At 61.6% G+C, this 24,782-nt stretch carries 26 protein-coding genes; 17 read left to right on the top strand and 9 right to left on the bottom strand.

The window, feature by feature from the left end:
- Window positions 1-20: 20 nt before the first annotated feature.
- The 7 genes from AC1RM7_RS09020 (at window position 21) to AC1RM7_RS08990 (ending at window position 8,396) form a co-directional block, all read left to right on the top strand.
- Window positions 21-1,532, top strand: coding sequence for a tripartite tricarboxylate transporter permease (locus AC1RM7_RS09020; protein WP_492837966.1), 1,512 nt, complete (start codon window positions 21-23; stop codon window positions 1,530-1,532).
- A 253-nt stretch (window positions 1,533-1,785) separates the two neighbouring features.
- The gene (gene oxlT / locus AC1RM7_RS09015; RefSeq protein ID WP_024921985.1) at window positions 1,786-3,078 is read left to right on the top strand and encodes an oxalate/formate MFS antiporter; all 1,293 of its coding nucleotides are present in this window, start codon (window positions 1,786-1,788) and stop codon (window positions 3,076-3,078) included.
- Window positions 3,079-3,266: 188 nt separating this feature from the next.
- Window positions 3,267-4,469 (top strand): ADP-forming succinate--CoA ligase subunit beta, encoded by a 1,203-nt coding sequence (gene sucC, locus AC1RM7_RS09010; RefSeq protein ID WP_024921986.1) that lies wholly within the window; start codon window positions 3,267-3,269, stop codon window positions 4,467-4,469.
- Window positions 4,469-5,353 carry a succinate--CoA ligase subunit alpha gene (gene sucD, locus AC1RM7_RS09005; protein ID WP_024921987.1) on the top strand — a complete coding sequence of 295 codons (885 nt, stop codon included), beginning with the start codon at window positions 4,469-4,471 and terminating at the stop codon, window positions 5,351-5,353. Before sucC ends, sucD begins: the two co-directional genes overlap by 1 nt.
- A 549-nt stretch (window positions 5,354-5,902) precedes the next feature.
- Window positions 5,903-6,346 (top strand): CBS domain-containing protein, encoded by a 444-nt coding sequence (locus AC1RM7_RS09000; protein ID WP_024921989.1) that lies wholly within the window; start codon window positions 5,903-5,905, stop codon window positions 6,344-6,346.
- Between the two features lie 92 nt (window positions 6,347-6,438).
- A complete protein-coding gene (locus AC1RM7_RS08995) occupies window positions 6,439-7,413 on the top strand; it encodes a 2-dehydropantoate 2-reductase (protein ID WP_024921990.1) in 975 nt (324 codons plus the stop codon).
- Between the two features lie 209 nt (window positions 7,414-7,622).
- On the top strand, window positions 7,623-8,396 hold the full coding sequence (locus AC1RM7_RS08990) for a fumarylacetoacetate hydrolase family protein (protein WP_024921991.1): 774 nt from the start codon (window positions 7,623-7,625) through the stop codon (window positions 8,394-8,396).
- A gap of 92 nt (window positions 8,397-8,488) precedes the next feature.
- Here AC1RM7_RS08990 and AC1RM7_RS08985 read toward each other — a convergent pair whose 3' ends face one another.
- Complete coding sequence (locus tag AC1RM7_RS08985; protein ID WP_024921992.1) at window positions 8,489-9,151, bottom strand: hypothetical protein; 663 nt, start codon at window positions 9,149-9,151, stop codon at window positions 8,489-8,491.
- A gap of 247 nt (window positions 9,152-9,398) precedes the next feature.
- On the opposite strand from AC1RM7_RS08985, the gene AC1RM7_RS08980 reads away from it, so the two are divergent.
- From AC1RM7_RS08980 to AC1RM7_RS08970, 3 genes are all read left to right on the top strand, one after another.
- Window positions 9,399-9,641: a hypothetical protein gene (locus tag AC1RM7_RS08980; RefSeq protein WP_006021807.1), complete on the top strand. Its 243-nt coding sequence runs from the start codon at window positions 9,399-9,401 to the stop codon at window positions 9,639-9,641.
- An 80-nt stretch (window positions 9,642-9,721) separates the two neighbouring features.
- Complete coding sequence (locus AC1RM7_RS08975) at window positions 9,722-10,213, top strand: glutathione peroxidase (RefSeq protein ID WP_024921993.1); 492 nt, start codon at window positions 9,722-9,724, stop codon at window positions 10,211-10,213.
- A 46-nt stretch (window positions 10,214-10,259) separates the two neighbouring features.
- On the top strand, window positions 10,260-10,499 hold the full coding sequence (locus AC1RM7_RS08970) for a DUF3297 family protein (RefSeq protein WP_006021805.1): 240 nt from the start codon (window positions 10,260-10,262) through the stop codon (window positions 10,497-10,499).
- 35 nt (window positions 10,500-10,534) lie between these two features.
- Here the strand turns inward: AC1RM7_RS08970 and AC1RM7_RS08965 are convergent, their stop codons facing one another.
- From AC1RM7_RS08965 to AC1RM7_RS08950, 4 genes are all read right to left on the bottom strand, one after another.
- Window positions 10,535-11,176 carry a tetratricopeptide repeat protein gene (locus AC1RM7_RS08965; protein WP_024921994.1) on the bottom strand — a complete coding sequence of 214 codons (642 nt, stop codon included), beginning with the start codon at window positions 11,174-11,176 and terminating at the stop codon, window positions 10,535-10,537.
- An 80-nt stretch (window positions 11,177-11,256) separates the two neighbouring features.
- Window positions 11,257-11,391, bottom strand: a complete 135-nt coding sequence (locus AC1RM7_RS08960) for a hypothetical protein (protein ID WP_275451119.1) — start codon at window positions 11,389-11,391, stop codon at window positions 11,257-11,259.
- 64 nt (window positions 11,392-11,455) lie between these two features.
- Window positions 11,456-11,710, bottom strand: coding sequence for a DUF2188 domain-containing protein (locus tag AC1RM7_RS08955; RefSeq protein WP_006021802.1), 255 nt, complete (start codon window positions 11,708-11,710; stop codon window positions 11,456-11,458).
- Window positions 11,711-11,807: 97 nt separating this feature from the next.
- Entirely contained in the window at window positions 11,808-12,719 is a 912-nt protein-coding gene (locus AC1RM7_RS08950; protein ID WP_024921995.1) for a dihydrodipicolinate synthase family protein, read from the bottom strand.
- Window positions 12,720-13,020: 301 nt separating this feature from the next.
- Between AC1RM7_RS08950 and AC1RM7_RS08945 the strand changes: the two genes are divergently transcribed.
- From AC1RM7_RS08945 to AC1RM7_RS08920, 6 genes are all read left to right on the top strand, one after another.
- Window positions 13,021-13,374, top strand: coding sequence for a hypothetical protein (locus AC1RM7_RS08945; protein WP_006021800.1), 354 nt, complete (start codon window positions 13,021-13,023; stop codon window positions 13,372-13,374).
- Between the two features lie 163 nt (window positions 13,375-13,537).
- Window positions 13,538-13,906 carry a GIY-YIG nuclease family protein gene (locus tag AC1RM7_RS08940; protein WP_024920420.1) on the top strand — a complete coding sequence of 123 codons (369 nt, stop codon included), beginning with the start codon at window positions 13,538-13,540 and terminating at the stop codon, window positions 13,904-13,906.
- Between the two features lie 106 nt (window positions 13,907-14,012).
- Window positions 14,013-14,975, top strand: coding sequence for a bifunctional Delta(1)-pyrroline-2-carboxylate/Delta(1)-piperideine-2-carboxylate reductase (gene lhpI, locus AC1RM7_RS08935; protein WP_024920419.1), 963 nt, complete (start codon window positions 14,013-14,015; stop codon window positions 14,973-14,975).
- Between the two features lie 208 nt (window positions 14,976-15,183).
- Window positions 15,184-15,366, top strand: coding sequence for a hypothetical protein (locus AC1RM7_RS08930; RefSeq protein ID WP_006021797.1), 183 nt, complete (start codon window positions 15,184-15,186; stop codon window positions 15,364-15,366).
- A gap of 85 nt (window positions 15,367-15,451) precedes the next feature.
- Window positions 15,452-16,384 carry an SMP-30/gluconolactonase/LRE family protein gene (locus AC1RM7_RS08925; protein ID WP_024920418.1) on the top strand — a complete coding sequence of 311 codons (933 nt, stop codon included), beginning with the start codon at window positions 15,452-15,454 and terminating at the stop codon, window positions 16,382-16,384.
- Window positions 16,385-16,554: 170 nt separating this feature from the next.
- A complete protein-coding gene (locus AC1RM7_RS08920; RefSeq protein ID WP_024920417.1) occupies window positions 16,555-17,148 on the top strand; it encodes a GNAT family N-acetyltransferase in 594 nt (197 codons plus the stop codon).
- 90 nt (window positions 17,149-17,238) lie between these two features.
- Here AC1RM7_RS08920 and AC1RM7_RS08915 read toward each other — a convergent pair whose 3' ends face one another.
- From AC1RM7_RS08915 to AC1RM7_RS08900, 4 genes are all read right to left on the bottom strand, one after another.
- Window positions 17,239-19,278, bottom strand: coding sequence for a hypothetical protein (locus tag AC1RM7_RS08915; protein ID WP_081758518.1), 2,040 nt, complete (start codon window positions 19,276-19,278; stop codon window positions 17,239-17,241).
- A gap of 614 nt (window positions 19,279-19,892) precedes the next feature.
- A complete protein-coding gene (locus AC1RM7_RS08910) occupies window positions 19,893-21,308 on the bottom strand; it encodes an alpha/beta fold hydrolase (RefSeq protein ID WP_006021792.1) in 1,416 nt (471 codons plus the stop codon).
- Between the two features lie 315 nt (window positions 21,309-21,623).
- The gene (locus tag AC1RM7_RS08905; RefSeq protein WP_006021791.1) at window positions 21,624-22,466 is read right to left on the bottom strand and encodes an AAA family ATPase; all 843 of its coding nucleotides are present in this window, start codon (window positions 22,464-22,466) and stop codon (window positions 21,624-21,626) included.
- Window positions 22,467-22,590: 124 nt separating this feature from the next.
- The gene (locus tag AC1RM7_RS08900; protein WP_006021790.1) at window positions 22,591-22,836 is read right to left on the bottom strand and encodes a GlsB/YeaQ/YmgE family stress response membrane protein; all 246 of its coding nucleotides are present in this window, start codon (window positions 22,834-22,836) and stop codon (window positions 22,591-22,593) included.
- 468 nt (window positions 22,837-23,304) lie between these two features.
- Here AC1RM7_RS08900 and AC1RM7_RS08895 point away from each other — a divergent pair, with 468 nt between their 5' ends.
- Window positions 23,305-24,480, top strand: coding sequence for a vWA domain-containing protein (locus tag AC1RM7_RS08895; protein WP_492837976.1), 1,176 nt, complete (start codon window positions 23,305-23,307; stop codon window positions 24,478-24,480).
- Window positions 24,481-24,782 lie beyond the last annotated feature (302 nt).

Raw genomic sequence — 24,782 nt, 5'->3', positions numbered from 1 at the left:
CTGCGGCTGAGGACATTGACATGGAAGAAATCGTAAATCTGTTTCACGGCTTCGCGACGGTACTGCAGCCGTTCAACATCCTGGTCATGGTGATCGGGATCGTTCTCGGTGTGGTGATCGGAGTGCTGCCAGGTCTCGGCGGCGCGAACGGCGTGGCAATCCTTTTGCCGCTGACGTTCAGCATGCCTCCGACCTCGGCGATCATCATGTTGTCGTGCATCTACTGGGGCGCGTTGTTCGGAGGCGCCATCACATCGGTGCTGTTCAACATCCCCGGCGAGCCGTGGTCCGTGGCCACGACGTTCGACGGTCACCCAATGGCGCAGAAGGGCAAGGCTGGTGAGGCACTCACTGCGGCATTCACATCGTCATTCGTCGGTGCATTATTTGCCGTGATCATGATCACGCTGGTGGCGCCGCTGGTGGCAAAATTCGCGCTTCAGTTCGGCCCGGCAGAAAAATTCGCGGTGTTCTTCATCGCCTTCTGCAGCTTCATTGGCATGGGCAAGGAGCCGCCGTTCAAGACAATTGTCGCGATGATGATCGGCTTCGCGCTGGCGGCGGTTGGTCTTGACAGCATCACGGGACAACTGCGTTTGACCTTCGGCTTCTCCGAAATGCTCAGCGGATTCGATTTCCTGATCGCGGTCATCGGGCTCTTTGGAATTGGCGAGATTCTTCTCACGATGGAGGAGGGGCTCAATTTCAGAGGAAAGCCGGCCAAGATCAACGCACGGGTGGTGTGGGACACATGGAAAGAACTCCCGCGTTATTGGGCGACGTCACTGCGCTCGTGTTTGATCGGTGTATGGATGGGTGTTTCGCCGGCCGGTGCGACGCCCGCGTCGTTCATGAGCTATGGCATCGCCAAGCGCATGTCGAAGCAGGGCAAGAATTTCGGTAAGGGTGAAATTGAGGGCGTGGTCGCGCCCGAGACTGCGGCGCATGCCGCAGGCACGGCTGCGCTGTTGCCCATGTTGTCACTTGGCGTTCCGGGGTCGCCGACGGCTGCGGTGCTGCTCGGTGGCTTGCTGATCTGGGGATTGCAGCCCGGACCGCTGCTGTTTGTCGAGCAGAAGGAATTCGTATGGGGCCTGATTGCCAGCATGTACCTCGGCAATTTCGTCGGATTGATCGTGGTGCTGACTTGCGTGCCGCTGTTCGCTGCGATCCTGCGCATTCCGTTCAGCATCATCGCGCCGGTCATTCTCGTCCTCTGCGCAATCGGCGCGAACACGGTGCACAACAACACCTTCGATGTCGTAATGATGATGGTGTTTGGCGTGGCCGGTTACGTCATGAAGAAGTGTAACTATCCGATGGCGCCGCTGGTTCTTGCCATCGTGCTTGGCGACAAGGCGGAGGAAGCATTCCGGCAAGCGTTGCTTGGATCGCAGGGCAGCCTCGGCGTCTTCTTCTCCAACGGTCTTGTCGGATCTATCATGACGTTGGGATTGATCGCCCTGTTCTGGCCTTTGATCTCGAGCGGCTGGGCGCGGCTGTCGTCGCGCGCACCGAAAACGGCAATGTAAGTAAAGAGAAAGAGCGTCTGCGTTTCGGATATTTGGCGCCCGTCACAAGGCTTCTCTGAAAGACGATTGTCCTATTGAATGGCCCCGGCAATCACCGGGGCCATTTTTCTTGTGCAAACCCATGTCGGAGGTGCATAGCTAAAAAGTCACAGTTCCCTCGAATACCTCTTGCAATCTGGCATATCATATACCAGCCTCCGCGCCTGTAGCGTCTGCCGAACTTTAACAGAGCAAGGGCGCACTCGGAGGAACGATGACGGATACGGTTCATACGGCGGCCCCGGCGGCTGCGCGCGTCAGCGATACCTATCGCTGGGTCCAGTTGGCGATCGGCGTTGGCGCCATGGTGATGATCGCGAACTATCAATACGGCTGGACGTTCTTCGTCCCCGACATTCAGAAACAATTCGGATGGGATCGCGCATCGATCCAGTGGGCGTTCACGTTGTTCGTGTTGTTCGAAACGTGGCTGGTCCCGGTCGAAGGCTGGTTCGTCGACAAGTACGGTCCGCGCATCGTTGTTCTCGTCGGCGGGGTTCTTTGCGCGATCGGCTGGGCGATCAATGCGCAGGCCACAACGCTCAACGGTTTCTACCTGGGCATGATCATCGCGGGCATCGGCGCCGGCGGCGTCTACGGCACCTGCGTCGGCAACGCGCTCAAGTGGTTTCCCGACAAGCGCGGTCTTGCCGCGGGCATCACCGCTGCCGGCTTTGGTGCTGGCTCCGCGCTCACGGTCGCGCCGATCCAGGCCATGATCAAGAACGACGGCTTCCAGAACACCTTCCTTTATTTCGGTCTGGGGCAGGGCATCATCATCGTGATCCTCTCGTTCCTGATGTTCGCACCGAAGACAGGACAGGTGCCGCCGCCGGTGGTGAATGCTGCGCTTCAGCAGACGCGCCGTAACTACGCGCCGACCGAAGTTCTTCGGCATCCGATTTTCTGGCTGATGTACTTCATGTTCGTTATCGTCGGCGCGGGCGGACTGATGGTGACTGCGAACCTCAAGCCGATCGCGGTTGACTGGAAGGTCGACAGCGTTCCTGTCACGCTGATGGCCATGACGATGACCGCGGTGACGTTCGCCGCGACGATCGATCGCGTGCTCAACGGTCTGACACGGCCGTTCTTCGGATGGATCTCCGACATGATCGGCCGCGAGAACACCATGTTCATTGCGTTCGGCATGGAAGGCATCGGCATCTACCTGCTGTACCTCTGGGGTCACGATCCGGTCTGGTTCGTGCTGCTGTCGGGCTTCGTGTTCTTCGCCTGGGGCGAGATTTACTCGCTCTTCCCGTCGACCTGCACGGATACATTCGGATCGAAGTTCGCGACCACCAATGCGGGCCTGCTGTACACCGCGAAAGGAACGGCAGCGCTGCTTGTGCCTGCCGCGAACTACATGCAGCAAAGCTCGGGCACGTGGGACATGGTCTTCATCGTGGCGGCCGGCGCGAACATTCTCGCTTCGCTGCTTGCCATCATCGTGCTGAAGCCCTGGCGCAAGTCAGTGGTCGAGAAATCGATGGCGACGGCCTGACGCGCAACGACCTGACTGCCTCAAGAGCGCGCTCATCTCCGGATGGGCGCGTTTTTCTTTTCCTGACCCGATTGACTCATACCGGATGAGTGGGGCAATCTCTGGTATACATAATACAAGACGGGGATTTAATCTCATAAGCCCTGAAAACGGGCGTTCTTGACCTCGGTCATGACGGGAGGATTGCGATGAATATTCACGAGTATCAGGGCAAGGCGGTGCTGAAGAATTTCGGCGTGCCGGTGTCGGCAGGCGCGCCCGCGTTCACTGTCGATGAAGCGATCGCTGCGGCAAAGTCGTTGCCGGGTCCAGTCTATGTCGTGAAATCGCAGATCCATGCTGGTGGCCGCGGCAAGGGCAAGTTCAAAGGATTGCCGGCAGACGCAAAGGGCGGAGTGCGGCTGGCGAAGTCGATCGATGAGGTCGCAAGCTTCGCCAAGGAAATGCTCGGACGCACACTGGTGACCGTGCAGACCGGACCCGCAGGCAAGCAGGTCAACCGGCTCTACATCGAGGACGGCTCGGACATCGAAAAGGAATTCTATCTCTCCATGCTGGTCGATCGCGAAACCTCGCGGATCGCATTCGTGGTGTCCACCGAAGGCGGCATGGACATCGAGAAGGTTGCGCACGATGCGCCGGAGAAGATCGTGACCTTCTCCGTCGATCCTGCGACCGGCGTGATGGCGCATCACGGTCGCAAGGTTGCGCAGGTTCTTGGCCTGAGTGGCGATCTCGCCAAGCAGGCTTCGATCCTCACCTCGCAGCTCTACAACGCGTTCGTCGCCGCCGACATGGCGATGCTGGAGATCAATCCGCTGGTGGTGACGAAGCAGGGCGACCTGCGCTGTCTCGACGCCAAGATCAATTTCGATTCCAACGCGCTGTATCGTCACCCTGAACTGATGAAGCTGCGCGACCTCACCGAAGAGGACGAGAAGGAAATCGAGGCGTCGAAGTACGACCTGAACTACATCGCGCTCGAAGGTACCATCGGCTGCATGGTCAATGGCGCCGGACTCGCGATGGCGACCATGGACATCATCAAGCTCTACGGCGCGACGCCGGCGAACTTCCTCGATGTCGGCGGCGGTGCGACCAAGGAAAAGGTCGCCGCGGCGTTCAAGATCATCACCTCCGATCCGAACGTGAAGGGCATCCTGGTCAACATCTTCGGCGGCATCATGCGTTGCGATGTCGTCGCCGAAGGCGTGGTCGCCGCGGTGCGCGAGGTCGGTCTCGGCGTGCCGCTGGTGGTCCGCCTCGAAGGCACCAATGTCGAACTCGGAAAGAAGGTCATTGCCGAATCCGGATTGAATGTCGTCGCCGCAGACGATCTCGACGATGCCGCGCAGAAGATCGTTCGCGCCACACGAAAGGAAGCCGCGTAATGTCCATCCTCATCGACAGCAATACCAAGGTGATTTGCCAGGGTTTTACGGGGAAAAACGGCACCTTCCATTCCGAACAGGCAGCGCTCTACGGCACGCAGATGGTCGGCGGCACCTCGCCCGGCAAGGGCGGCTCCACCCATCTCGGCCTGCCGGTGTTCGACACGGTGGCGCAGGCGCGTGAGGCCACCGGCGCGGACGCCAGCGTGATCTATGTTCCGCCGCCGGGCGCTGCGGATGCGATCTGCGAGGCGATCGACGCCGAAGTGCCGCTGATCGTCTGCATCACCGAAGGCATTCCGGTGACCGACATGGTGCGCGTCAAGCGCGCGCTTGACGGTTCGAGGTCGCGGCTGATCGGTCCGAATTGTCCCGGCGTGATGACGGCGGGTGAATGCAAGATCGGCATCATGCCCGGAAATATTTTCAAGAAGGGCAACGTCGGAATCGTCTCGCGCTCCGGCACGCTGACCTATGAGGCGGTGTATCAAACTTCCGCCGAAGGCCTCGGTCAGACCACCGCGGTCGGCATCGGCGGAGATCCCGTGAAGGGCACCGACTTCATATCGATGCTCGAACTGTTTCTTGCCGATTCCGACACCAAGTCGATCGTGATGATCGGCGAGATCGGCGGATCGTCGGAAGAGGACGCCGCGCAGTTCATCAAGGACGAAGCGAAGCGCGGACGCAAGAAGCCGATGGTCGGTTTCATTGCCGGACGCACCGCGCCTCCGGGCCGCCGCATGGGCCATGCCGGAGCGATCATCTCCGGCGGCAAGGGCGATGCCGAATCCAAGATCGCCGCGATGGAAGCAGCCGGCATCCGTGTCTCGCCGTCGCCGGCGCGCCTCGGCAAGACTCTGGTGGATGTGCTCAAGGGGTAGCTCGCACGAGTGATCGCGCGACGACGGACCGCTGCTCTTTTTCATTCGTTGCGATTCATCAAGATGCCCGGGCTCGTCCCGGGCATTTTTGTTTGCGATTGATCCCGCTTTGTCATTGAGAGCGCAGCGAAGTGATCCAGGTAAATCATCATCACGCGACGACTGGATTGCTTCGTCGCTACGCTCCTCGCAATGACGAGGAAACGCATCGCATCTGTTGATTTCGCATCATTCTTCCACTTCCAGCATAAGAGAGACGATTGCTGTGCGCTTTCAACGTCTTGGCATCGGATCACGGCGCGCATCGCTGCATAAGGCGAAGTGGTGACGAACTCCGCCGCAAAGGGCGGAGTGGTGACGGCATGATGGCCGCCGTTTCGTCCGCGAAAACCGGCCAGGTCCGCCGGTGGGATACCACAGCAATTAGGAATTCGTTCCGATTGACTCTTGGCATAATGTATACCAATCTCAGCCCATCAGAGAGGACATGGCTGTCCTCCAGCATGAACCGTCCACGGGAAGGTCATCCCCACCAGCGAGGAGGTTGTGATGAGAGTCGGAGACATCCTGAACAGGAAGAGCACCCGTATCGCCACCGTCCGCATGAACGAAACTGTCGCCACTGCCGCGCGGCTGCTGCGCAACGATAATGTCGGCGCGCTTGTCGTGAAGGACGTCTGCCGCACCGAGGGCAATGTTGCCGTCGGCATGTTCTCTGAACGCGATGTGGTGCGCGCCGTCTCCGAGCACGGGCAGGCCGGCCTTGCCATGAAGGTTTCCGCGCTGATCTCGGTTCAGAAGCTGGTGTCGTGCCAGTCCACCGACTCGATCGAACAGGTGCGCGAACTGATGATCGACAATCACATCCGGCATGTGCCGGTGATCGACGACCACACACTGATCGGTGTGATCAGCATCCGCGATATCAACGCCGTGGATGGCCTTATTGCAATTCCCGAACTCGAAGCGACCCAACCTGCGTTTGTTGTCTGACGGTTCTCCCTGCAGAGCGCGATCACATGATCTCCCCGGTGGTGTGATTGCGCTCTGATCTTTTTTCGCTTCGCGATATTTCGGGAAACACCATGAAGATTTGTATTTACGGCGCAGGCGCGATCGGAGGCTATCTCGGCGTGCAGCTCGCGCGGGCGGGCGCTGACGTCAGCCTGGTGGCGCGCGGCGCGCATCTCGCAGCGATGAAGGCCAACGGGTTGAGGCTCCTGATCGGCGACGAGGAGCGGGTGGTTCATCCGCGTTGCACCGACAATCCCGCCGAACTCGGTCCGCAGGATTTCGTCATCATCTGCCTCAAGGCCCATTCGATCACCGGTGTGATCGATGCGATGCAGCCGCTGCTCGGGCCGAAAACCCGCATCGTCACCGCGGTGAACGGCATTCCGTACTGGTATTTCTACAAGCACGGCAACGAGTGCGAAGGTTCGGCGCTGGAGAGCATCGATCCCGGCGGCCGTCAGTGGAAAGAACTTGGACCGGAGCGCGCCATTGGCTGCGTGGTCTATCCCGCGACCGAGATCGAAGCGCCGGGCGTCATTCGCCATGTCTATGGGGACCGCTTCCCGCTCGGGGAGCCCTCCGGCGAGAAGAGCGCCGATGTCGAGGCGCTGTCGGCGATGTTCGTCAAGGCCGGGCTCCAGGCGCCTGTGCTCGAGAACATCCGCGACGAAATCTGGCTCAAGCTGTGGGGCAATGTCTGCTTCAACCCGATCAGCGCGCTGACCCATGCCACGCTCGATGTGATCGGCAGCGATCCGGGCACGCGGGCGGTGGCGAAGTCGATGATGGTGGAAGCCCAGACCATCGCAGAGAAATTCGGCATCCGATTCCGCGTCGATGTCGAACGGCGAATCGAGGGCGCGCGCAAGGTCGGCGCGCACAAGACCTCGATGCTGCAGGATCTCGAACGCAGCCGGCCGATGGAAATCGATCCGCTGGTCACGGTGGTCCAGGAGATGGGCACGCTGTCGAAAATCCCGACGCCGTCGATCGATATCGTGCTGGCGCTGGTGGCGCAGCGCGCCAAGGTCGCCGAGCTTTATTGAGATGGCATGGCGGGTAGCGCGACGCTTGCGCGTCGTGCTCCCTCTCCCCGCCTGCGGGGAGAGGGGTGGGGTGAGGGGGCACTTTGCAGTCGCTCCCGAAGCTAAAGCCCCTCACCCGGAGACTTCGCTTCGCTCGTCTCCGACCTCTCCCCGCAAGCGGGGCGAGGTGAAGAGATGCCGGCATCCTTCTTTCTCCTGGAGTTTCAATCGTGACAAGTTGGGTTCGCTTTCGCCATCAGGATCAGATCGGGTTCGGCACGCTGTCGGGCCAGAACATCACCGTGCATCACGGCGACATGTTCGACAGCCCGAAGGCGAACGGCAAAACGCTCGCGCTGGCCGATGTCGAACTGCTGGCGCCCACCACGCCGTCGAAGATCGTGGCGCTGTGGAACAACTTTCACGCGCTGGCGGCGAAGCTGGATAAGCCCGAGCCGCCGGAGCCGCTCTATCTTCTGAAAGCGCCGACCACAGCGGCTTCACCCAATGCGGTGGTGCAGAAGCCCGCCTGGTACGACGGCAAGGTGGTCTATGAGGGCGAACTCGCCATCGTGATCGGGAAGGTTTGCCGCGCGGTTTCGGTCCAAGAGGCCGACGATTTCATTCTCGGCTACACCTGCGTCAACGACATCACCGCCGCGGACATTCTCAACAAGGACCCGACCTTTCAGCAATGGGCGCGCGCCAAGGGCTTCGACGACTTCTGCCCGTTCGGCCCGGCCATCGTGACCGGTATTGACCCTGCGTCGCTCACGGTGCGCACCGTTCTCAACGGCGCTGAGCGGCAGTCCTACAAGATCTCGGACATGATCTTCTCGGCGCAGGAGCTGGTCAGCAAGATCTCGCACGACATGACGCTGCTGCCCGGCGATATCATCGCCTGCGGCACGTCACTCGGCGTCGGCGTGATGAAGGAGGCGGTGAATTCCATCACCGTCGCCATCGACGGCGTCGGCGAACTGACCAACGAATTCAGGAACTAGCCGTCATTGCGAGGAGCGGAGCGACGAAGCAATCCATACTTTCTTTTGAAGAGTGGGTTGCTTCGCTTCGCTCGCAATGACGTTGCGGGAGATCACCGCGAATTCTCAGGCTCGTTCTTCGTCATCTTGGTGCCGGTGAGTTCGGCGAACGCCGGGCCAAGGCCCGCCATGCGCACCAGCAGCGAGAGATCGTTCTTCTGCGTGCCGTTCAGTTGCGAATAGAATGCGCGCGTCGCGGTCTTCAGGCGGGTGATGGCGTCGCTTTCGGTGTCGAACGAATCGTCGCGATCCTTCTTCAGCCGCTTCTGGTAGTCCTCGATCTGCAACGTGACCTCGCGCATCGCGCTTTCCACCGGCTGCCAGTATTTTTGCTGCGCCGGCGTGAGGTTGAGCCGCTTCTTGATGCCGGCGATCTGGGTGTCGTTCAGGAACAGCCGCGACGGCTTCTCGGATTTCGCGATCAGCCGGCGCGGCAGTGTCACCGGTGCGTTGAGCCAGGCGCGCGCGGTCTCGACCATGTCATTCGGCAAGCCGGTGTCAGTGTTCTCCGTCGGAGGCGCAGGCGAGGCGATCACACGGTCCTGCTTCATCATCGCGTTGGAGACCGGATACCGAGCCTCGAACACGGGCTCGTCCGGCGTCAGCGACGCCGAGGCGCGCTGGAAGAACAACTGGTCGCCGAGCAGCCATCCACCCACGGCGGCAAGGGTGCCTGCGCCGCATATCAGCACGAGATATGTTGTCCTGATCGCCAATGGGTTTCTCGATCGCGGGTTTCCGGTCGCGGAAAGCCGTCAAGTCTGCCGCAAAATGTTGAACAATTGTGGCTTTCCGAGGCTTCGACTCTAGCAGGCCTTGGCGCCTCCTTGCCAATATCGGGTAAATTAGCCCATTGGGGCTACTTTCGCAGCGCAAGACAGGGCAGCCCGGATCGGTTAAAGGGAGCGCAGTAGCGACAGGTTCCCCCGTTTCGGGATCGTCACCTCGTCCCGGAGAACATCAATGAGCGACAAAAAACAGGACGCCGGCAGCGCAATGGCGCAGTACGACGCAGAAGGCCGCGCGGTGCGCGCCAATATGGAAAAACTGCGCGCGCTGCGGCTCGCCAAGGAAGCTGCGGAAGCGGCATCGGCGCCCCCGCCCAAGGCGAAACGGGCGGCAGCGGCGAAGCCCGCCAAGAAGGAAGCCCCGGCGAAGCTGTCCGACTGGCTCGCCAATCAGCAAAAGGGCGGATTCCGCACCTGAGGAGCATGATCCTGAAGAGCGGGAACCGGTTTTCGGATCAGCTCATGCTCCCACGCAGGCGGCATGACGGGAGAGCGCCATTGACGACGGTCTACGATTTCTCGGCTGCGACGCTGGACGGCGAAGAACGACCGCTCAGGACCTATGAGGGGCAGGTGCTGCTGATCGTCAACACCGCGAGCGCGTGCGGTTTCACGCCCCAATACGCGCAGCTCGAGGAACTGCAACGCACGTTCGGCCCGCGCGGCTTTTCGGTGCTGGGTTTTCCGTGCAACCAGTTCGGCGGGCAGGAGCCGGGCAGTGCGCAGGAGATCGCGGCGTTCTGCTCGCAGAAATACGACGTGACGTTTCCGATGTTCGCCAAGATCGATGTCAATGGCGACAAGGCGCTGCCGCTGTTCGATCACCTCAAGCGCGAGAAGCCGGGGCTGCTCGGCGCCTCGATCAAATGGAATTTCACGAAATTCCTTGTCGACCGCGCCGGCAAGGTCGTCGCGCGGTACGGCTCGACCACATCGCCCAGCGCGCTGACCCGCGACATCGAAAAGCTCCTGTCATCCGGGACGCTGTGATTTAAGACCGCTGTAACTTCAGAATAACAAGAAGCAGGATATGACGATGAGCGAATTGCCCGACCGCCTCTCCACCGACCCCCGCAGCCCGTATTACAACGCCGAGGTTCTCTCGCGCGATGTCGGCATCCGCTTCAAGGGCGTCGAAAAGAACAACGTGGAGGAGTACTGCGTCAGCGAGGGATGGGTGCGCGTGACCGCAGGCTCGTCCAAGGACCGCTACGGCAATCCGCTGACCATCAAGCTGACCGGCCCGGTCGAGCCGTATTTCCGGGACGAGCAGTAAGTGCGATTCTGCCGCTGCCCCTTTGCGGGCGGCGGCTAATGGCGGCGCGCGTTGGCCGCTTCGGCGCGCTGCCGCGCCGTCTCAAAGGCCGCGGCTGATTCCTCGTGCCGCTCAAGCTTCTGCAGGCTGAGGCCGATGGCCGCCCAACTGTCGATCAGGCCGGGCATCAGCGCCACCGCGCGCTGATACGCCGCCAGCGCGTCTTCATAACGGGCGAGGCCGGACAGCGCGTTGCCTCTGTTGTGATGGGCCAGCGCATAGTTCGGCTGGAGCGCGGTCGCCCTGTCGAAATCGGCCAGCGCAGCCTCAAAGTTTTTCAGATCGTTGTAGACCGTGCCGCGATTGCTCAGGGTTTCGGCGTCGTCGGGAGTGATCGCAAGCGCCTGCGTGAACTGTGTCAGCGCTTCGTCCGGGCGGCCCAGTGCCTTGAGCGCAAGCCCGTGATTGTACAGCGCGACGTGAGCGCCCGGATTGAGCTTCACGGCGGACCGCAGAAACCGCTCGGCTTCGTCGTATTTTCCGGTGCCGACAAGAATGGCGCCGAGCACACTGAGCGCCAGCGGATGATCGGACGTCCTGCGCACCAGCTTGCGAAGGGTTTTCTCGGCCTCGCGCGTGCGGCCGGCCTGAAGGAACGAGATCGCTTCACTGAACAGGATGTCGGTCGAGGCGGCCACTGTCGATCTCGCTGAAATTGATGTGGAGTTGATGTCGGCCGGTGCCGCCGGGTCCGCCGCGAACCGCGGCAGGCCGGAGCTTATGGTTGGACGATATAGTATCCGCCGACGACGAGGATGAGCGCGAGCACCACGACGATGCCGAGGACGGCAGCGATGATCGCTCCCAGTCCATGCGAATCCAGCCAGTTCTGAAGTGCTCTGCCCGCTCTCATGCCGGTCTTCTAGACCAGTTTGCGCGGAGATGGAAACCGGGGTGCGGCAAAAAGGACCGGACGGTTACCGGGCCTTTTTGTTGTCCACGACTTCGGTCACTGGCCGGTCGGTGCCCCGGACGGTTTCCTCGCGCCAGTTGCCCTGGCCGTCCTCGAACTGGATGACCTCGGTCCGGCCGGGCACCCGCTGTTCCGCCGCGGCGCGGGTGGCGGCCGCGCGCGCCGCCTCGTGGGTCGGAAAGGTCTCCGAAAACACGTTGTTGAACTTGTACGCCCAGCCGCCGTCGTGCTCGACTATCTCGTAGACCACCTTGACCATGCTGGCACCTCAAGTTTGCGGCGGGACTGGACCCTTAACTTGATCCCTGCCGCCGCCGATTTCAACGTCCTGATTGCTGCAGGTTCCAGCCGGACGGCTAGCCCAGTCCGCCCAGGACGCCTTCGACGATCCTGCGTTCCTCAGGCGTGAGCGGGGTTTGCGGCGCAATCGGATCGCCCACGGCATAGCCCTGCATCTGCAGCCCGGCCTTGATGCAGGCGGCGAGATTGAACCGCGCGAACACTTCGTTGACCCGCCACAGTTTGCGCTGAAGCGCGATCGCTTCGTCCCAGCGCCCCGCCTTGCACAGATCGTAGAGCTTCACGCTTTCGCACGGCACGATGCAGGCCGGTCCCGCCATCCAGCCGACGCCGCCGATCAGCATCACGGCGGCGGGAATGTGCGCCGATGCCGCGAAGACGCGCATCCTGTCGCCGCAGCGGTTGATGATGGAGAGCAGGCGCCCGGTGTTGTTCGAGGCATCCTTGATGTACTGGATGCGCGGATGCTCGGCGAGGCGCGCGATCACGTCGAGGGTGAGATCGGAGCGCTGGAAGTTCGGATTGGTGTAGATCACCACCGGAATATCGACGGCGTCCGCGATGGCGCGGAAGTAGGCCTCGACCTGCGCGTCCTTCACCGGGAAGTACGCTTCGAGAATGGCGAGAATGCCGTCCACACCGAGCGCCTGATAGGCCCTGGCCTGCGCGACGGCGTCTGCCGTCGATGTCGATGCTACCCCCGCTATCACCGGCACGCGGCTGGCGGTGGCCTCCACCGTCGCCTTCACCACGGTGGTGCGCTGTTCGCGGCCGAGATAGGCGAACTCGCCGGTCGAGCCGAGCGGCGTCAGCCCGTGGACGCCGGCCTTGATCATGTCGTCGCAGAGCCTGCCCAGAACATCGGTCTTGATGCTGCCGTCGGTTGCGGTCGGCGAGACGAGGTAGGGAAACACACCGTGCAGGTCTTTTGGCAAGTCTTTTGGCAGGTCTGTTCGCTGGTCGGTCATTGCGGGCTTCGCTCTCTTTGGGGCGCGTTAACGATTGACGCCTGTTTTCAACGTTTCGATTGAACTTCGCAACCCTCGCACAGCATGATGTGGACGTGCTGCGTGCATTCGACACAAGATGTCGGTCAGCCATCTGGCTAGCATGGTATGAATCGCTGATTCGGGCGCGTTTCGTTCCACCCGCGTTCCAAACCTTAAGATCGCGCAACATCCCGGCTGGTTACCCCGTCACGTTATGAGACAGTTTGCGCAGAACGTGCGGAAACATGCACGATGCCTTGAGCCAATGATGAGGTCGGACATGACGAGATTGCTGATTGCCGCTGCGTTGCTGACGCTGATGCCGCACGGAGCGATGGCGCAGGACGTGCCGGGCATCGAGATATGCACCGCCGAGAAAACCATGGAGCGCCGCACCGGCTGTCTCCAGAGCAATGTGAATTTCCTCAAGGCGTCGCTGACCAAGGCTTCATTGGAGAGCCAGCAGAAGATCGACGCCGCCAACCGGCAGATCGATGCGCTGAAGGCGACCGTGATCGGGCTGCAGAACACTGTGGCTCAGTTGCAAGGTCAGGTGCAGGCGCTGGGCAAGCCGGCGAACGGCGCAGCCAAGGACGCGCCGAAGGAAGCGCCAAAGGCGCCCGCCGCGAAGTGACACGGGCCGCCGCTAGATATTCAATGTCGTCCCCGCGAAGGCGGGGACCCATAACCACCGGGCGGAACGTTCGGGAGAAACTTTTCAACCATCCAGTGCAAACTCGACGTCAGGGAGTATGGGTCCCCGCCTTCGCGGGGACGACGTGTGGTGGGTTCATGCCATGAGTTCTGCTTCTTCATCAAAATCGAAGCGTCCCACGCGGAAAAAACCCGTCGCCTTCGTCTATGTGCTCGGCTCCTTTCACAAGGGCCGTTATATCTCCTACGTCGGCTGGACCAATGACGTGACGCAGCGGCTTGCGAAGCATAACAACGGCACCGGGGCGCGCTCGACACGCGGGCGGGCCTGGACGTTGCTGCACACCGAACCGTTCCAGACGCGCAACGAAGCCATGAGCCGCGAATGGCATCTCAAGCGCGACCGGGCTTTCCGGAAGAAGCTGATGGACGCGGTGAGGGCGGGGCAGAGCGCGTCTTCACCTCGCCCCGTTCTTACGGGGAGAGGTCGGATTGCGAAGCAATCCGGGTGAGGGGCGCTTTCGCGAAATCGTGATTATTTGCAATATGCCCCTCACCCCAACCCTCTCCCGCAGGCGGAGAGAGGGAGCGCGTCCGCGAGATTCTCGGAAACTGTAAATGACCCCGGCGACCCCATCCCCCATCGTCATCGACGCCGCGCGCACCCGCGCCAGCCTGCCGTTCGACCGCCTGATTCCGGCGCTGCGCGAAGCCTTCACTGTCGGCGCGGACGTGCCGCTGCGGCACCACCATTTCATGCGGCAGCCTGACGGCTCGACCGCGACCATTCTCATCATGCCGGCATGGCAGCGCGCCTTTATCGGCATCAAGATCGTCACGATCTTTCCGGAGAACGGCAGGCGCGCGCTGCCGGGACTTTTCTCGAGCTATCTGCTGTGCGACGGCGAGACCGGGCAGCATATCGCGCTGATCGACGGCAACGAGATCACCTCGCGGCGCACCGCGGGCATCGGCGCGCTCGGCGCGGACTTTCTCGCCCGCAAGGACGCGCGCAGGCTGCTGGTCTGCGGCTCGGGCCGGATCGCGAGCCTTACAGCGGATGCGTTTCGCGCGGTGCGGCCGATCGAGACTGTCGCGGTGTGGAATATCAACGAGGCGGGCGCTGCGCGGCTGGTGTTCGATCTCCGCGCCAGAGGCATCGACGCCCATGTCGCGACCGATCTGGAGCGCGCGGTGGGCGAGGCGGATATCGTGAGCTGCGCGACCCTCGCGCACAAGCCGATCATCAAGGGTGAATGGCTGAAGCCCGGCGTGCATCTCGATCTGGTCGGGAGCTTCACGCCGTTCATGCGCGAGGCCGACGACGAGGTGTTCCGGCGCGGGCGCGTCTGGCTCGATACCTACGATGCGCTGAAGGAAAGCGGCGAGCTGCTCGACCCGATCCGCGACGGGGTGATTGCGCCAGATGATATTCGCGGTTCGCTCAATGAACTGTGCAAGGGCGAGCGCAAGGGCAGGACCAGCGACAGCGAGATCACCGTGTTCAAGGCGGTCGGCAACGCGCTGTCGGACATCGCGGCGGCTGGACTGGTGTGGAGGGATTTTTCGGCGAAGGGCTGATATGTCTGGCACGTCATTCCGGACAACGCGCTTTTGCGCGTTGATCCGGAATCCAGCTTTTATTGAGCGACTGCTGGATTCCGGGTTCGCTCGCAAGCGCTCGCGCCCCGGAATGACCACGGGGTTTGATAAGCCGGCCCTGCGTCCTCGCGCTGGTCACAACGGACACGAGCCGATAGATTTTGCGTCGTCGAATGGTGAGGCCCGCATGCTGGACTGGTTCGGTGGTGATTACGGCCCGCTTTTGGGACGGTTCAGGCGATGGCTGGACGGCAAGCCAACCCGCGATTTTTCCAGCTCGCCGCCGCTTCATAAACTCGGGCGGCTTGGACTCATGGCGCTGGCGCTGATTCTTCTGATGGCGCCGCTCTGGTGGCTTTTCACACGATAGATCTGCCGTTCCCGCACTGGTCATCGCTGAATCCGCGCGATAGGTTTTCGCGCGTCAAAATCAAAACACTGTCCGGGAGGTCTTCATGTCCAACGTCCGCGTCATCGCAACCGGTCTCGAATTTCCAGAAGGGCCGGTGGTGATGCCCGATGGCTCGGTGGTGCTGGTGGAAATCCGCCGCCAGACCCTGACGCGGGTTTATCCCGACGGACGCAAGGAGATCATTGCGAAAATTCCCGGCGGGCCGAACGGCGCGGCGCTCGGCCCCGACGGCAAGATGTACCTCTGCAACAACGGCGGCTTCTCTTGGGCGCCGGGTCCGGGCGGCAACATCATGCCGGGCGCGCCGCGTCCGTCGGAGTATATCGGCGGCTCGTTGCAGCGTGTCGATCTCTCAAACGGCAAGGTCGAGACGCTGTTCACCCATTGCGGGGAACGGCAACTCAAGGGGCCGAACGACCTCGTGTTCGACAGGGAGGGCGGGCTCTGGTTCACCGATCTCGGCAAGCGCCGCGCGCACGATCTCGATGTCGGCGCCGTCTACTACATGAAGAAGGGCGCGACTGAACTTGTGGAAGCTGTGCCGCACATGCTGCCCGCCAACGGCATCGGCCTCTCGCCGGACGAGAAGACCGTCTATGTCGCCGAGACGCCGACGGCACGGCTGTGGGCGTTCGCCATCGGTGCGCCGGGACAGATCGCGCCGGTTGAGCCGATCTATCGCGGAGAAATGGGCAGGCCGATTTCCGGTCTCGGCGGCTATCAGATGTACGACTCGCTCGGTGTCGAAGCGTCCGGCAACGTCTGTGTCGCGACGCTGATCTCGGGCTGCATCTCGGTGATCGCGCCCGACGGCAAGCTGGTCGAGCAGGTGCCGACCGGCGATAACGTCACAACCAACATCGCGTTCGGCGGGCCGGAGCTGAAGACCGCGTACATCACGCTGTCCGGCAAGGGCGAACTGGTGGCGATGGACTGGCCGCGCGGCGGCCTGCCGCTGAATTTTCTGAATAAGTGAACTTAACCTCTCCCCGTTCTTACGGGGAGAGGTCGACCGCAACGCGGTCGGGTGAGGGGCTTTTTCCCAACACGCAGTGCCCCTCACCCCGACCCTCTCCCCGCGCGCGGGGAGAGGGAGCAGACAATTGCCATGACGTTGCATCAACTTGAATCTCCGCGGGGTATAAAATGACCTGGCTTTCTCCCGTCACTCTCAGCGGCCCTCACGCGCGGCTCGAGCCGCTGTCACGGGATCACGTCGCCGGCCTCACGGACGCCGTGCGGGACGGCGAGTTGTGGAAGCTCTGGTACACCTCCATCCCGTCGCCGGAGGCAATGCAATCCGAGATCGAGCGTCGTCTTGGTTTGCAGGCGGCGGGATCGATGCTGCCGTTCACGGTGAAGGATGCCGATGGCAAGGTCGCCGGCATGACGACCTACATGAATGTCGATGCCGCCAACCGGCGGGTCGAGATCGGCTCGACATGGTATGCAAAGCGGGTGCAGCGCACGGCGTTGAATACCCAGTGCAAGCTGCTGCTGCTCACCCATGCCTTCGAGACCCTGAACTGCATCGCGGTCGAATTCCGCACGCATTTCTTCAATCACCAGTCGCGGCGCGGCATCGAGCGGCTCGGCGCCAAGCTCGACGGCGTGCTGCGCAGTCACCAGATCGCGCCGAACGGCACCCTGCGCGACACCGTCGTGTACAGCATCACCGCGGCAGAATGGCCGACGGTAAAAGCGCACCTGACCTATCAGTTGAGCGAGCGCGCGCGATAACGGCGGCCCTGGTTTTCCGGTGTTCGTGTGACAGGCCGGTTATTCGGTGTCGATGGCGACAGCTTTGAGCCATGACGTGAAGCCTTGCGCTTAAAACCGAACTCTCAGGCCTGCGCCGCCGTGAATTCTGGTCCCGAGATTGGCATCGCCAGATAATCCGTTCGCGACCAGGTCGGCGGTTACCGTTTCGGAAATTTTGTAGCCGATACGGACGCCATATTCGGCCCATGCGATGTTGTTCAACGCGCCGGGCGAGAGCGTGCCGATGCCTGGAACGCTTGTGACGTAGGTGGCGGACCGATTGAAGCCGCCGGCCCATGCCCCCCAAACCGTTGCGTCGTACTTTCCGAAATCGCGCGCGCCTTGAAGACGCATCTTCACCACGTCCATCGCATCAGTGCCGCCGGACACGACGGCATTGAACGGATTTCCCGCGAGTTGTTCGGCATAGGCTGCGGTCTTGAGTTCCTGACGACCGTACTCGCCGGACAGGATGATCTGCGTCGCGCCGGTTCCGAACACTCCGCCCGCGCGGCCATACATGTAAGAAAGATCGCCTCTCGTATTGCCGACGCCAACCGCCGTTCCCGCGCCGTTCGCGTAAGTGCGACTGAAAGCAAGCGACGCGTTGGGCGTGATCCAGCCGCCGACTTCGACGAGCGGGCGGACGGCAGATCCGAATCCATCATAGACGTACTGAAGAGCGCCAGCCCCGATCCAGGAGTTCTTGAGTTCAGTGTTGGCGTAATCCTCACGCGCCCATGCCGCGCCGCCAATGATCGAAAAACCATTTGCCGATGTGTAACGCACGGTTCCGCCCGCCGATGCCGAGCCGCCTGACGCAAATACGCCGGCTTCGCCGCCAGCCGATGTCGGCCTGTCGCCACCGAGTAGTGGCGCGGCCAATCCATGCTGCTGGGCCGCCATGCCGCTGCGCTGGTTGGAGAGCGACGTGACCGATTGTTGTTGCGCGTCCGGACTCGTCAGACCCGCCACGATCGCGCCGGCGCCGTCGTCGTAGCGCACGAGGAAGGCGCGAGTCGCACTATTGAAGAGACCGGTGCCCGCGATGAACTGGCCATCGCCACTAATCGCATTCGCCCTCCGCAAGTCGATGCCCGTCATGTCGACCCCGGCATTCGCAAGCAAAGTGTTGAGAGATACGTTGCCGGTCGCGGCGGTCCAGCGCCAGGCGCGGGTGTTGACCAGACTGAAGTTTATGCCGGTCCACCCGACGACAACTTCGCCATTGTTGCTGACGGCTGTCGCATAGACGTAAGGACTGGTTTCCATTGGCGTGAGGTCCGTCACCACGCCGTTTTTCCAGCGGAAGGCGTGACTATTTCCGTTTCCGTCATCTGACGAACCAATGACGGTCGAGCCATCGGGAGTCACGGCGGCAACTTCCGAGCCGGAGCCGCCGGGGAGCAGCAGCGGGATCATCGTGCCGCTGTTCCATCGGAAACCGATGCCGGTGCTCTGGCCGATGACGGTTGAACCGTCCGCGCTGACCTTCTGCGCGTAGGTGTCGCCAATTCCAAGCGAACCGATGTCGGTCATCACGCCGTTGAGCCACCGAAACCCGTGCACATTGACTTCGTTCGGTGCGTACGATGTTCCAACAATGACACTTCCGTTTGCGCTCACATCGTAAGCGATCGAGGTCGCAATGCCGCCCAATGAACCGAGATTGGAGACGACACCGTTGACCCAGCGGACCGCGTAGGTATTCGCTCCACCTGCATCATTGCTGTAGCCAACGACCGTCGTGCCATCCGCGCTGATCGCGTTTGCGATCGAGAAGTTGCCGCCGGAATAGTAGGGAAGAGCGACAATTCCTCCAGCGCTCGTCCATGTGACGGCGGTGGTGTTGACGTTGCCGGCAACAATCGTTCCGTTTGCGCCAAGTCCGACAATCCCGACCGTTCCGATGTCGGTCATCACACCATTGGACCAAACGAAGGAGTTTGTTTGGCCTGGATAGACGATGGTACCGGCTACCACCGATCCGTCGCTGCTAATGAAGTTTGCTCTGGAGGCCGTGCCGCCTGGCAATACGCCGAGATTGGTCGGCCCGGTCACGCAGGGCGTTGTGGTGTCGCACGCCGCAAGCGCGCGACCAGACGACATCGTTGTGCTGAGGACTGCAGAAGCGGCAACACATGCGGCGCGCACTGTGCGCTGCCGATAAAAGCTCAAACCAGACACCAGACCCCGCACTTCCGGCCGCCTTTTCGGCGACTCTTGAAAGACTTAAAAAATCAATCGGACGACCTTAGCAAGAGGGGTATGAGGAAACCAAGCGCAACTGTTTGGTTCCATTGTTGAACACCGGTTTTCGACAACACTGTGCCTTTATGGAAACATGCCACGCAACGTAAGCAGCCATCATAGGGCTGTTCCAGAATTAACCCGCGCGGCGGGCATTAAGGTTTAAACGCAGGTTTCGTTGCGCGCGCAAACCGCCGGACTAACGTCTGATTGCGGACAATTGCCCATGTCCGTTAACGACAAGACGGGGCCGTCGGCCGGTATACTGCGATCGGCGGCCTCCGCCATGAGGCAACCATGTCCGAGGCTGTACTCGTTCTTGTTCTGGTGTTCGTGGCCGGTTTTGGCATCGGCTACGGTGTGCGATCCCAGATGGTCATCCTGCGCAGGGCCAAGGCCCGCCGCAGGATGTGATGGGCCCGCCGCGCGGAAGCATGACGCGCCCGCGGCGTCAGCGCGCAGCGCAAGCGAATTCAGGTGACGCCGAGGAATCGGCGGATCTCGTCGAGAAAGATCGGCAAGCCCGGATCCTGTTCGAGCGGGATATGATTTTTGCCCGGCAGCGTGACGAGGCGTGCGCCCGGGATACCTGCTGCAAGCTCCCGGCCTGCCGCAATCGGCACCCTTCGGTCATCGCGGACATGCATGACAAGGGTGGGCACCTTGATTTGCGGCAGCAGATCGCGGACGTCGAAGTTGATAACCGTTTCCAGATATCTGACGGCGCATTCAGCTGACGCGCTGACACGCTGGGCTTCGTTGAAGGCGTCCATCTGTTCCTTCGTCGCAGCGGGGATCATCGACGCGGTGAAGAGTTGCCGGAAGGTTGGCTCGTTCGCCCCCCAGCCGAGCTTCATCAGCGTTTTCATCGCGTCGAACTGCTCGCGTGCGGCGGGCGTCACGTTCGGGCTCTTATAGACGCCGGCGGCAAAGCCTCCATAAAGAATCAGATGCGAAACCCGTTCCGGATGCCGGATCGCGAATGCGATCGCCACCGCGCATCCTTGAGACAACCCAAGAATCGGAAACCGGTCCAGTCCCGCCGCGTCAGCAACACTCTCCATGTCGCTCACCCAGTGATCCAGCGAGATGTTGCCGACGTCCCAATCCGACAGTCCGTTGCCCCGCGCGTCGAAGCGGACCAGCGAAAAGCTCGAGGCCAGTTCGAGCAGGAGACCGCGGAAGATCGGCAGTTCCCAGTCGTATTCGAGATGCCCCAGCCAGTGTGCCGTGCGCAGCAACGGCGGGCCGTTGCCGACCTTCGCGAAAGCCAGCCGGACGCCGTCCGCCGCCTTGCAGTAGCGGATCTCCTGTTGAAGATTCGCGCCGGTCAGAATGCGCGCCGCCTTGGATGCGCCGTCATGGAGGTCGATCGCAAAGACCTCGATCGGCCGTGCGATGTTCTTCAGGTTCTGACGGCCCATTTCGCGGAACTGAAGCTTGAGCTTGCCTTCGATCTGATCGAGCACCTGCCGGGAAATACAGATGCCGCCCCTCGGCGCGATACTCTCCAGCCGCGCCGCGACATTGACGCCGTCGCCGAAGATTTCTCCGCCGTCCTCGATCACATCGCCGATGTTGATGCCGATGCGGAATTCGAGCCGGCTCTCCTCGGGCACCTTCGCGTTCCGTGTAATCATCGCGCGCTGGATTTCGACCGCGCAGCGCACGGCTTCAACTGCACTGGCGAACTCCGCAAGCAATCCGTCGCCGGCGGTGTTGATGATGCGGCCGCGATGTTTCCTGATCCGCCGGTCGATCAGGTCGTGGCGGTGCGCCTTCAACTGTGCGTGGGTGCCTTCCTCGTCGGCGCCCATCAACCGGCTGTAGCCGGCGACGTCCGCGGCGAGAATGGCTGTCAGGCGGCGATCGACGTGCTTCTTGGTCACGTGGCACCTCGCATCCGAGGCGGCCAGTCTATGCGGGCGGGGCGGCAGTGGCCAGCATGGCGTCGCGCTTCATTCTGACCCGGTGGCAAGGGCCTTGTTCCCGCGCGGGCGCGCTCAGCATTCCGCGTCGTCCCCGCGAAAGCGGGGACCCATAATCGCCGAATTCACGTTAAAGCAAGATGCCTGCGCCGCTGTTTCAGCGCCAAGCCAGAACGATGGGCTGGGGTGTCTGGGTCCCCGCTTTCGCGGGGACGACCAGTTGAGGAATGGTGCGTCGTTCGAGAACGCACGCCATTCAGCAAACAGAGACCGCGCTCACACTTCCCGGCGGCTCAGGAACGCGAGACGCTCGAACAGGTGGACGTCCTGCTCGTTCTTGAGCAGCGCGCCGTGCAGCGGCGGGATCAGCTTGCGCGGATCGCGTTCGCGGAGCTGCTCCACGGTCATCTCTTCGTTGAGCAGCAGTTTGAGCCAGTCGAGCAGTTCCGAGGTCGAAGGCTTCTTCTTGAGGCCCGGAACTTCGCGCACCTCGAAGAAGATCTTCATCGCTTCCTGCACCAGACGCTTCTTGATGTCCGGGAAGTGGACCTCGACGATCTCGCTCATGGTGTCGATGTCGGGGAACTTGATGTAATGGAAGAAGCAGCGGCGCAGGAACGCGTCCGGCAGTTCCTTCTCGTTGTTCGAGGTGATCATGATGATCGGGCGCTGCTTCGCCTTGATCGTCTCGCCGGTCTCGTAGACATGGAATTCCATGCGGTCGAGTTCGAGCAGCAGGTCGTTCGGGAATTCGATGTCGGCCTTGTCGATTTCGTCGATCAGGAGCACCGGGCGCTTCTCGCTGGTGAAGGCGTCCCACAGCTTGCCGCGCTTGATGTAATTGGAAATGTCCGACACGCGCGGATCGCCGAGCTGGCTGTCGCGCAGACGCGACACCGCGTCGTACTCATAGAGGCCCTGCTGCGCCTTGGTGGTGGACTTGATGTGCCAGGTCAGCAGCGGCGCATCGAGCGCCTTGGCGACTTCTTCCGCCAGCACAGTCTTGCCGGTGCCGGGTTCGCCCTTCACGAGCAGGGGACGTTCGAGCACGATCGCGGCATTGACCGCGACCTTGAGATCATCGGTGGCGACGTAATTCTTGGTGCCGGTAAATTTCATCGAAGGTTGCCTTGGTGAGTTTGTCTGGTTCGTTTGTTCTGTTGGAAAGAATGTCGCCGCCGTTTCGTTTCAAACAAGAAGCGACCGCTTTGTGGGCGGCCGCTTCCCGAAGCCGTTTAATCCGTCAGGCCCGGCGGATCAATGAGAGGATGACCAGCACGACGATGCCGCCGATCGCTGCGTTGATGATTTCGCCGACCATGCCGACGCCGAGCCGAATGCCGAGCTGTGGCAGCAGCCAGCCCGCGACCACCGCGCCGACGATGCCGACGACGATGTTGCCGAGAAGTCCGAAGCCCGCGCCCTTGACGATCAGGCCGGCCAGCCAGCCCGCGATCGCACCGACGATAATCCAAGCAATAATGCCCATGGACCAAACCCCTTGTTTAAAACGCTGCGACTCCCGCTGCGGGGTGTCGCGCGTCCCCGGTCAACGCCGCGAACTGTCTCCGGCCGGAGCAGTCCGGGAGGCGTCAAACAACAGTTTAAATGAAATGGCACACGGCGCCAGTGTCCCCGATCCGAAGTTCGCCTTGTTTTTGCAGCACTTTCCAAGCGAACTTCGGATCGAAAGGGACACCCGCAAATCATAATTGCCCGTGTGATTTCAGTTCACAAAGTCCGCCAGGAACGTGCAGCAACTCTGACGGACTTTGTGAACTATCACACGGGCTGGTGCCAGTGCTGTTTTTGAACGCAAACCTGCCTTGCAGGGCGGTTTTCCTCAGCCGCGCAGGCAGACGGGCGGCTCGTAACCCTGTAGTTTCATTGCTCTCGCCTGTCAGTGCGGACGATGCCCGCCCTTGACGGAAGCGGCTTCGGAGGCGATCTAGGTCCCATGTTCCTGCAATTCTTCACATCGCTGCGCGACGCGCAGGTTCCGGTTACGCTGCGTGAATATCTGACGCTGATGGAGGCGCTCGACGCCAATCTCGCGGATCAGAGCGTGGAAAATTTCTATTATCTGTCGCGCGCCTCGCTGGTGAAGGACGAACGGAATCTCGACAAGTTCGACCGCGTGTTCGGTACGGTGTTCAAGGGACTCGAGAGCCTGCTCGACGCCATGGAGAAGGCCGAGATTCCGGCGGAATGGCTGCGCAAGGCCGCCGAGAAATATCTCACCGAGGAAGAGAAGAAACAGATCGAGGCCATGGGCTGGGACAAGCTCATGGAGACTCTCAAGAAGCGTCTCGAAGAACAGAAGAAGCGTCACGAGGGCGGCAGCAAGTGGATCGGCACCGGCGGTACCTCTCCGTTCGGCGCGAACGGTTACAATCCCGAAGGCGTGCGCATCGGCCAGGAGAAGAACCGCAACTTCTCGGCGGTGAAGGTCTGGGACAAGCGCGAGTTCAAGGATCTCGACGGCAACGTCGAACTCGGCATCCGCAACATCAAGGTGGCGCTGCGCCGCCTGCGCAAGTTCGCGCGCACCGGTGCGCCTGACGAACTCGATCTCGACACGACGATCAAGGAAACCGCCAACCACGGCTATCTCGACGTGCACATGCGCCCCGAGCGGCGCAATGCGGTGAAGGTCCTGATTTTCTTCGACATCGGCGGATCGATGGACGGCCACATCGCGCAGGTCGAGGAACTGTTCTCGGCGGCGAAGGCCGAGTTCAAGCACATGGAGTACTTCTACTTCCACAACTGCCTCTATGAAGGCGTGTGGAAGAGCAACAAGCGCCGCTTCACCGACCGCACGCCGACCTGGGACATCCTGCACAAGTACCCGCACGACTATAAGGTCGTGTTCGTCGGCGACGCCTCGATGTCGCCCTACGAGATCGTGGTGCCGGGCGGGTCTGTCGAGCACGTCAACGAGGAGCCGGGCTCGGCTTGGCTGGAGCGCGTGACGCTCACCTATCCGCACACGGTTTGGCTCAATCCGGTCGCGCGCAAGCACTGGGATTATTCGGAATCCACCACCATCATCCGCAAGCTGTTTTCCGAGCGCATGTTCCCGCTGACGCTGGAAGGCCTGGAGGGCGCGATGAAGGAATTGACGCGGTAGTTTTCTCCCTCGCCCCGCGCTTGCGGGGAGAGGGGCATCGCGTGATTTTTCATGTTGTCGTCCCCGCGAAGGCGGGGACCCATAACCCCTAAGCCATCGTTATCGTGCTCTCGGCGTTCCAGCTCTTCGGCTCTTAAAGCTATGACAGTGAGTATGGGTCCCCGCCTTCGCGGGGACGACCGTTGTGAGATGTTGTATTCTTCGTCATGCCCGGGCTTGTTCCGGGCATCCACGCCTTTAAGGTGGCGGGCAAGACGTGGATAGCTGGAACGAGTCCGGCCATGACAAGAAACGAAAGAGCT

The sequence above is a fragment of the Afipia sp. GW822-FHT03D08 genome, assembly GCF_058801645.1.
The sequence above is the reverse complement of the archived record's forward strand: the minus strand, read 5'-3'. Positions and strand labels throughout refer to the sequence as shown.

Coding starts and splice junctions, on each gene's coding strand:
- AC1RM7_RS09020 (WP_492837966.1), top strand. CDS start 21: ATGGAAGAAATCGTAAATCTGTTTCACGGCTTCGCGACGGTACTGCAG.
- oxlT (WP_024921985.1), top strand. CDS start 1,786: ATGACGGATACGGTTCATACGGCGGCCCCGGCGGCTGCGCGCGTCAGC.
- sucC (WP_024921986.1), top strand. CDS start 3,267: ATGAATATTCACGAGTATCAGGGCAAGGCGGTGCTGAAGAATTTCGGC.
- sucD (WP_024921987.1), top strand. CDS start 4,469: ATGTCCATCCTCATCGACAGCAATACCAAGGTGATTTGCCAGGGTTTT.
- AC1RM7_RS09000 (WP_024921989.1), top strand. CDS start 5,903: ATGAGAGTCGGAGACATCCTGAACAGGAAGAGCACCCGTATCGCCACC.
- AC1RM7_RS08995 (WP_024921990.1), top strand. CDS start 6,439: ATGAAGATTTGTATTTACGGCGCAGGCGCGATCGGAGGCTATCTCGGC.
- AC1RM7_RS08980 (WP_006021807.1), top strand. CDS start 9,399: ATGAGCGACAAAAAACAGGACGCCGGCAGCGCAATGGCGCAGTACGAC.
- AC1RM7_RS08970 (WP_006021805.1), top strand. CDS start 10,260: ATGAGCGAATTGCCCGACCGCCTCTCCACCGACCCCCGCAGCCCGTAT.
- AC1RM7_RS08960 (WP_275451119.1), bottom strand. CDS start 11,391: ATGAGAGCGGGCAGAGCACTTCAGAACTGGCTGGATTCGCATGGACTG.
- AC1RM7_RS08955 (WP_006021802.1), bottom strand. CDS start 11,710: ATGGTCAAGGTGGTCTACGAGATAGTCGAGCACGACGGCGGCTGGGCG.
- AC1RM7_RS08950 (WP_024921995.1), bottom strand. CDS start 12,719: ATGACCGACCAGCGAACAGACCTGCCAAAAGACTTGCCAAAAGACCTG.
- AC1RM7_RS08945 (WP_006021800.1), top strand. CDS start 13,021: ATGACGAGATTGCTGATTGCCGCTGCGTTGCTGACGCTGATGCCGCAC.
- AC1RM7_RS08940 (WP_024920420.1), top strand. CDS start 13,538: ATGAGTTCTGCTTCTTCATCAAAATCGAAGCGTCCCACGCGGAAAAAA.
- lhpI (WP_024920419.1), top strand. CDS start 14,013: ATGACCCCGGCGACCCCATCCCCCATCGTCATCGACGCCGCGCGCACC.
- AC1RM7_RS08930 (WP_006021797.1), top strand. CDS start 15,184: ATGCTGGACTGGTTCGGTGGTGATTACGGCCCGCTTTTGGGACGGTTC.
- AC1RM7_RS08925 (WP_024920418.1), top strand. CDS start 15,452: ATGTCCAACGTCCGCGTCATCGCAACCGGTCTCGAATTTCCAGAAGGG.
- AC1RM7_RS08920 (WP_024920417.1), top strand. CDS start 16,555: ATGACCTGGCTTTCTCCCGTCACTCTCAGCGGCCCTCACGCGCGGCTC.
- AC1RM7_RS08915 (WP_081758518.1), bottom strand. CDS start 19,278: ATGTCGTCTGGTCGCGCGCTTGCGGCGTGCGACACCACAACGCCCTGC.
- AC1RM7_RS08905 (WP_006021791.1), bottom strand. CDS start 22,466: ATGAAATTTACCGGCACCAAGAATTACGTCGCCACCGATGATCTCAAG.
- AC1RM7_RS08900 (WP_006021790.1), bottom strand. CDS start 22,836: ATGGGCATTATTGCTTGGATTATCGTCGGTGCGATCGCGGGCTGGCTG.
- AC1RM7_RS08895 (WP_492837976.1), top strand. CDS start 23,305: ATGTTCCTGCAATTCTTCACATCGCTGCGCGACGCGCAGGTTCCGGTT.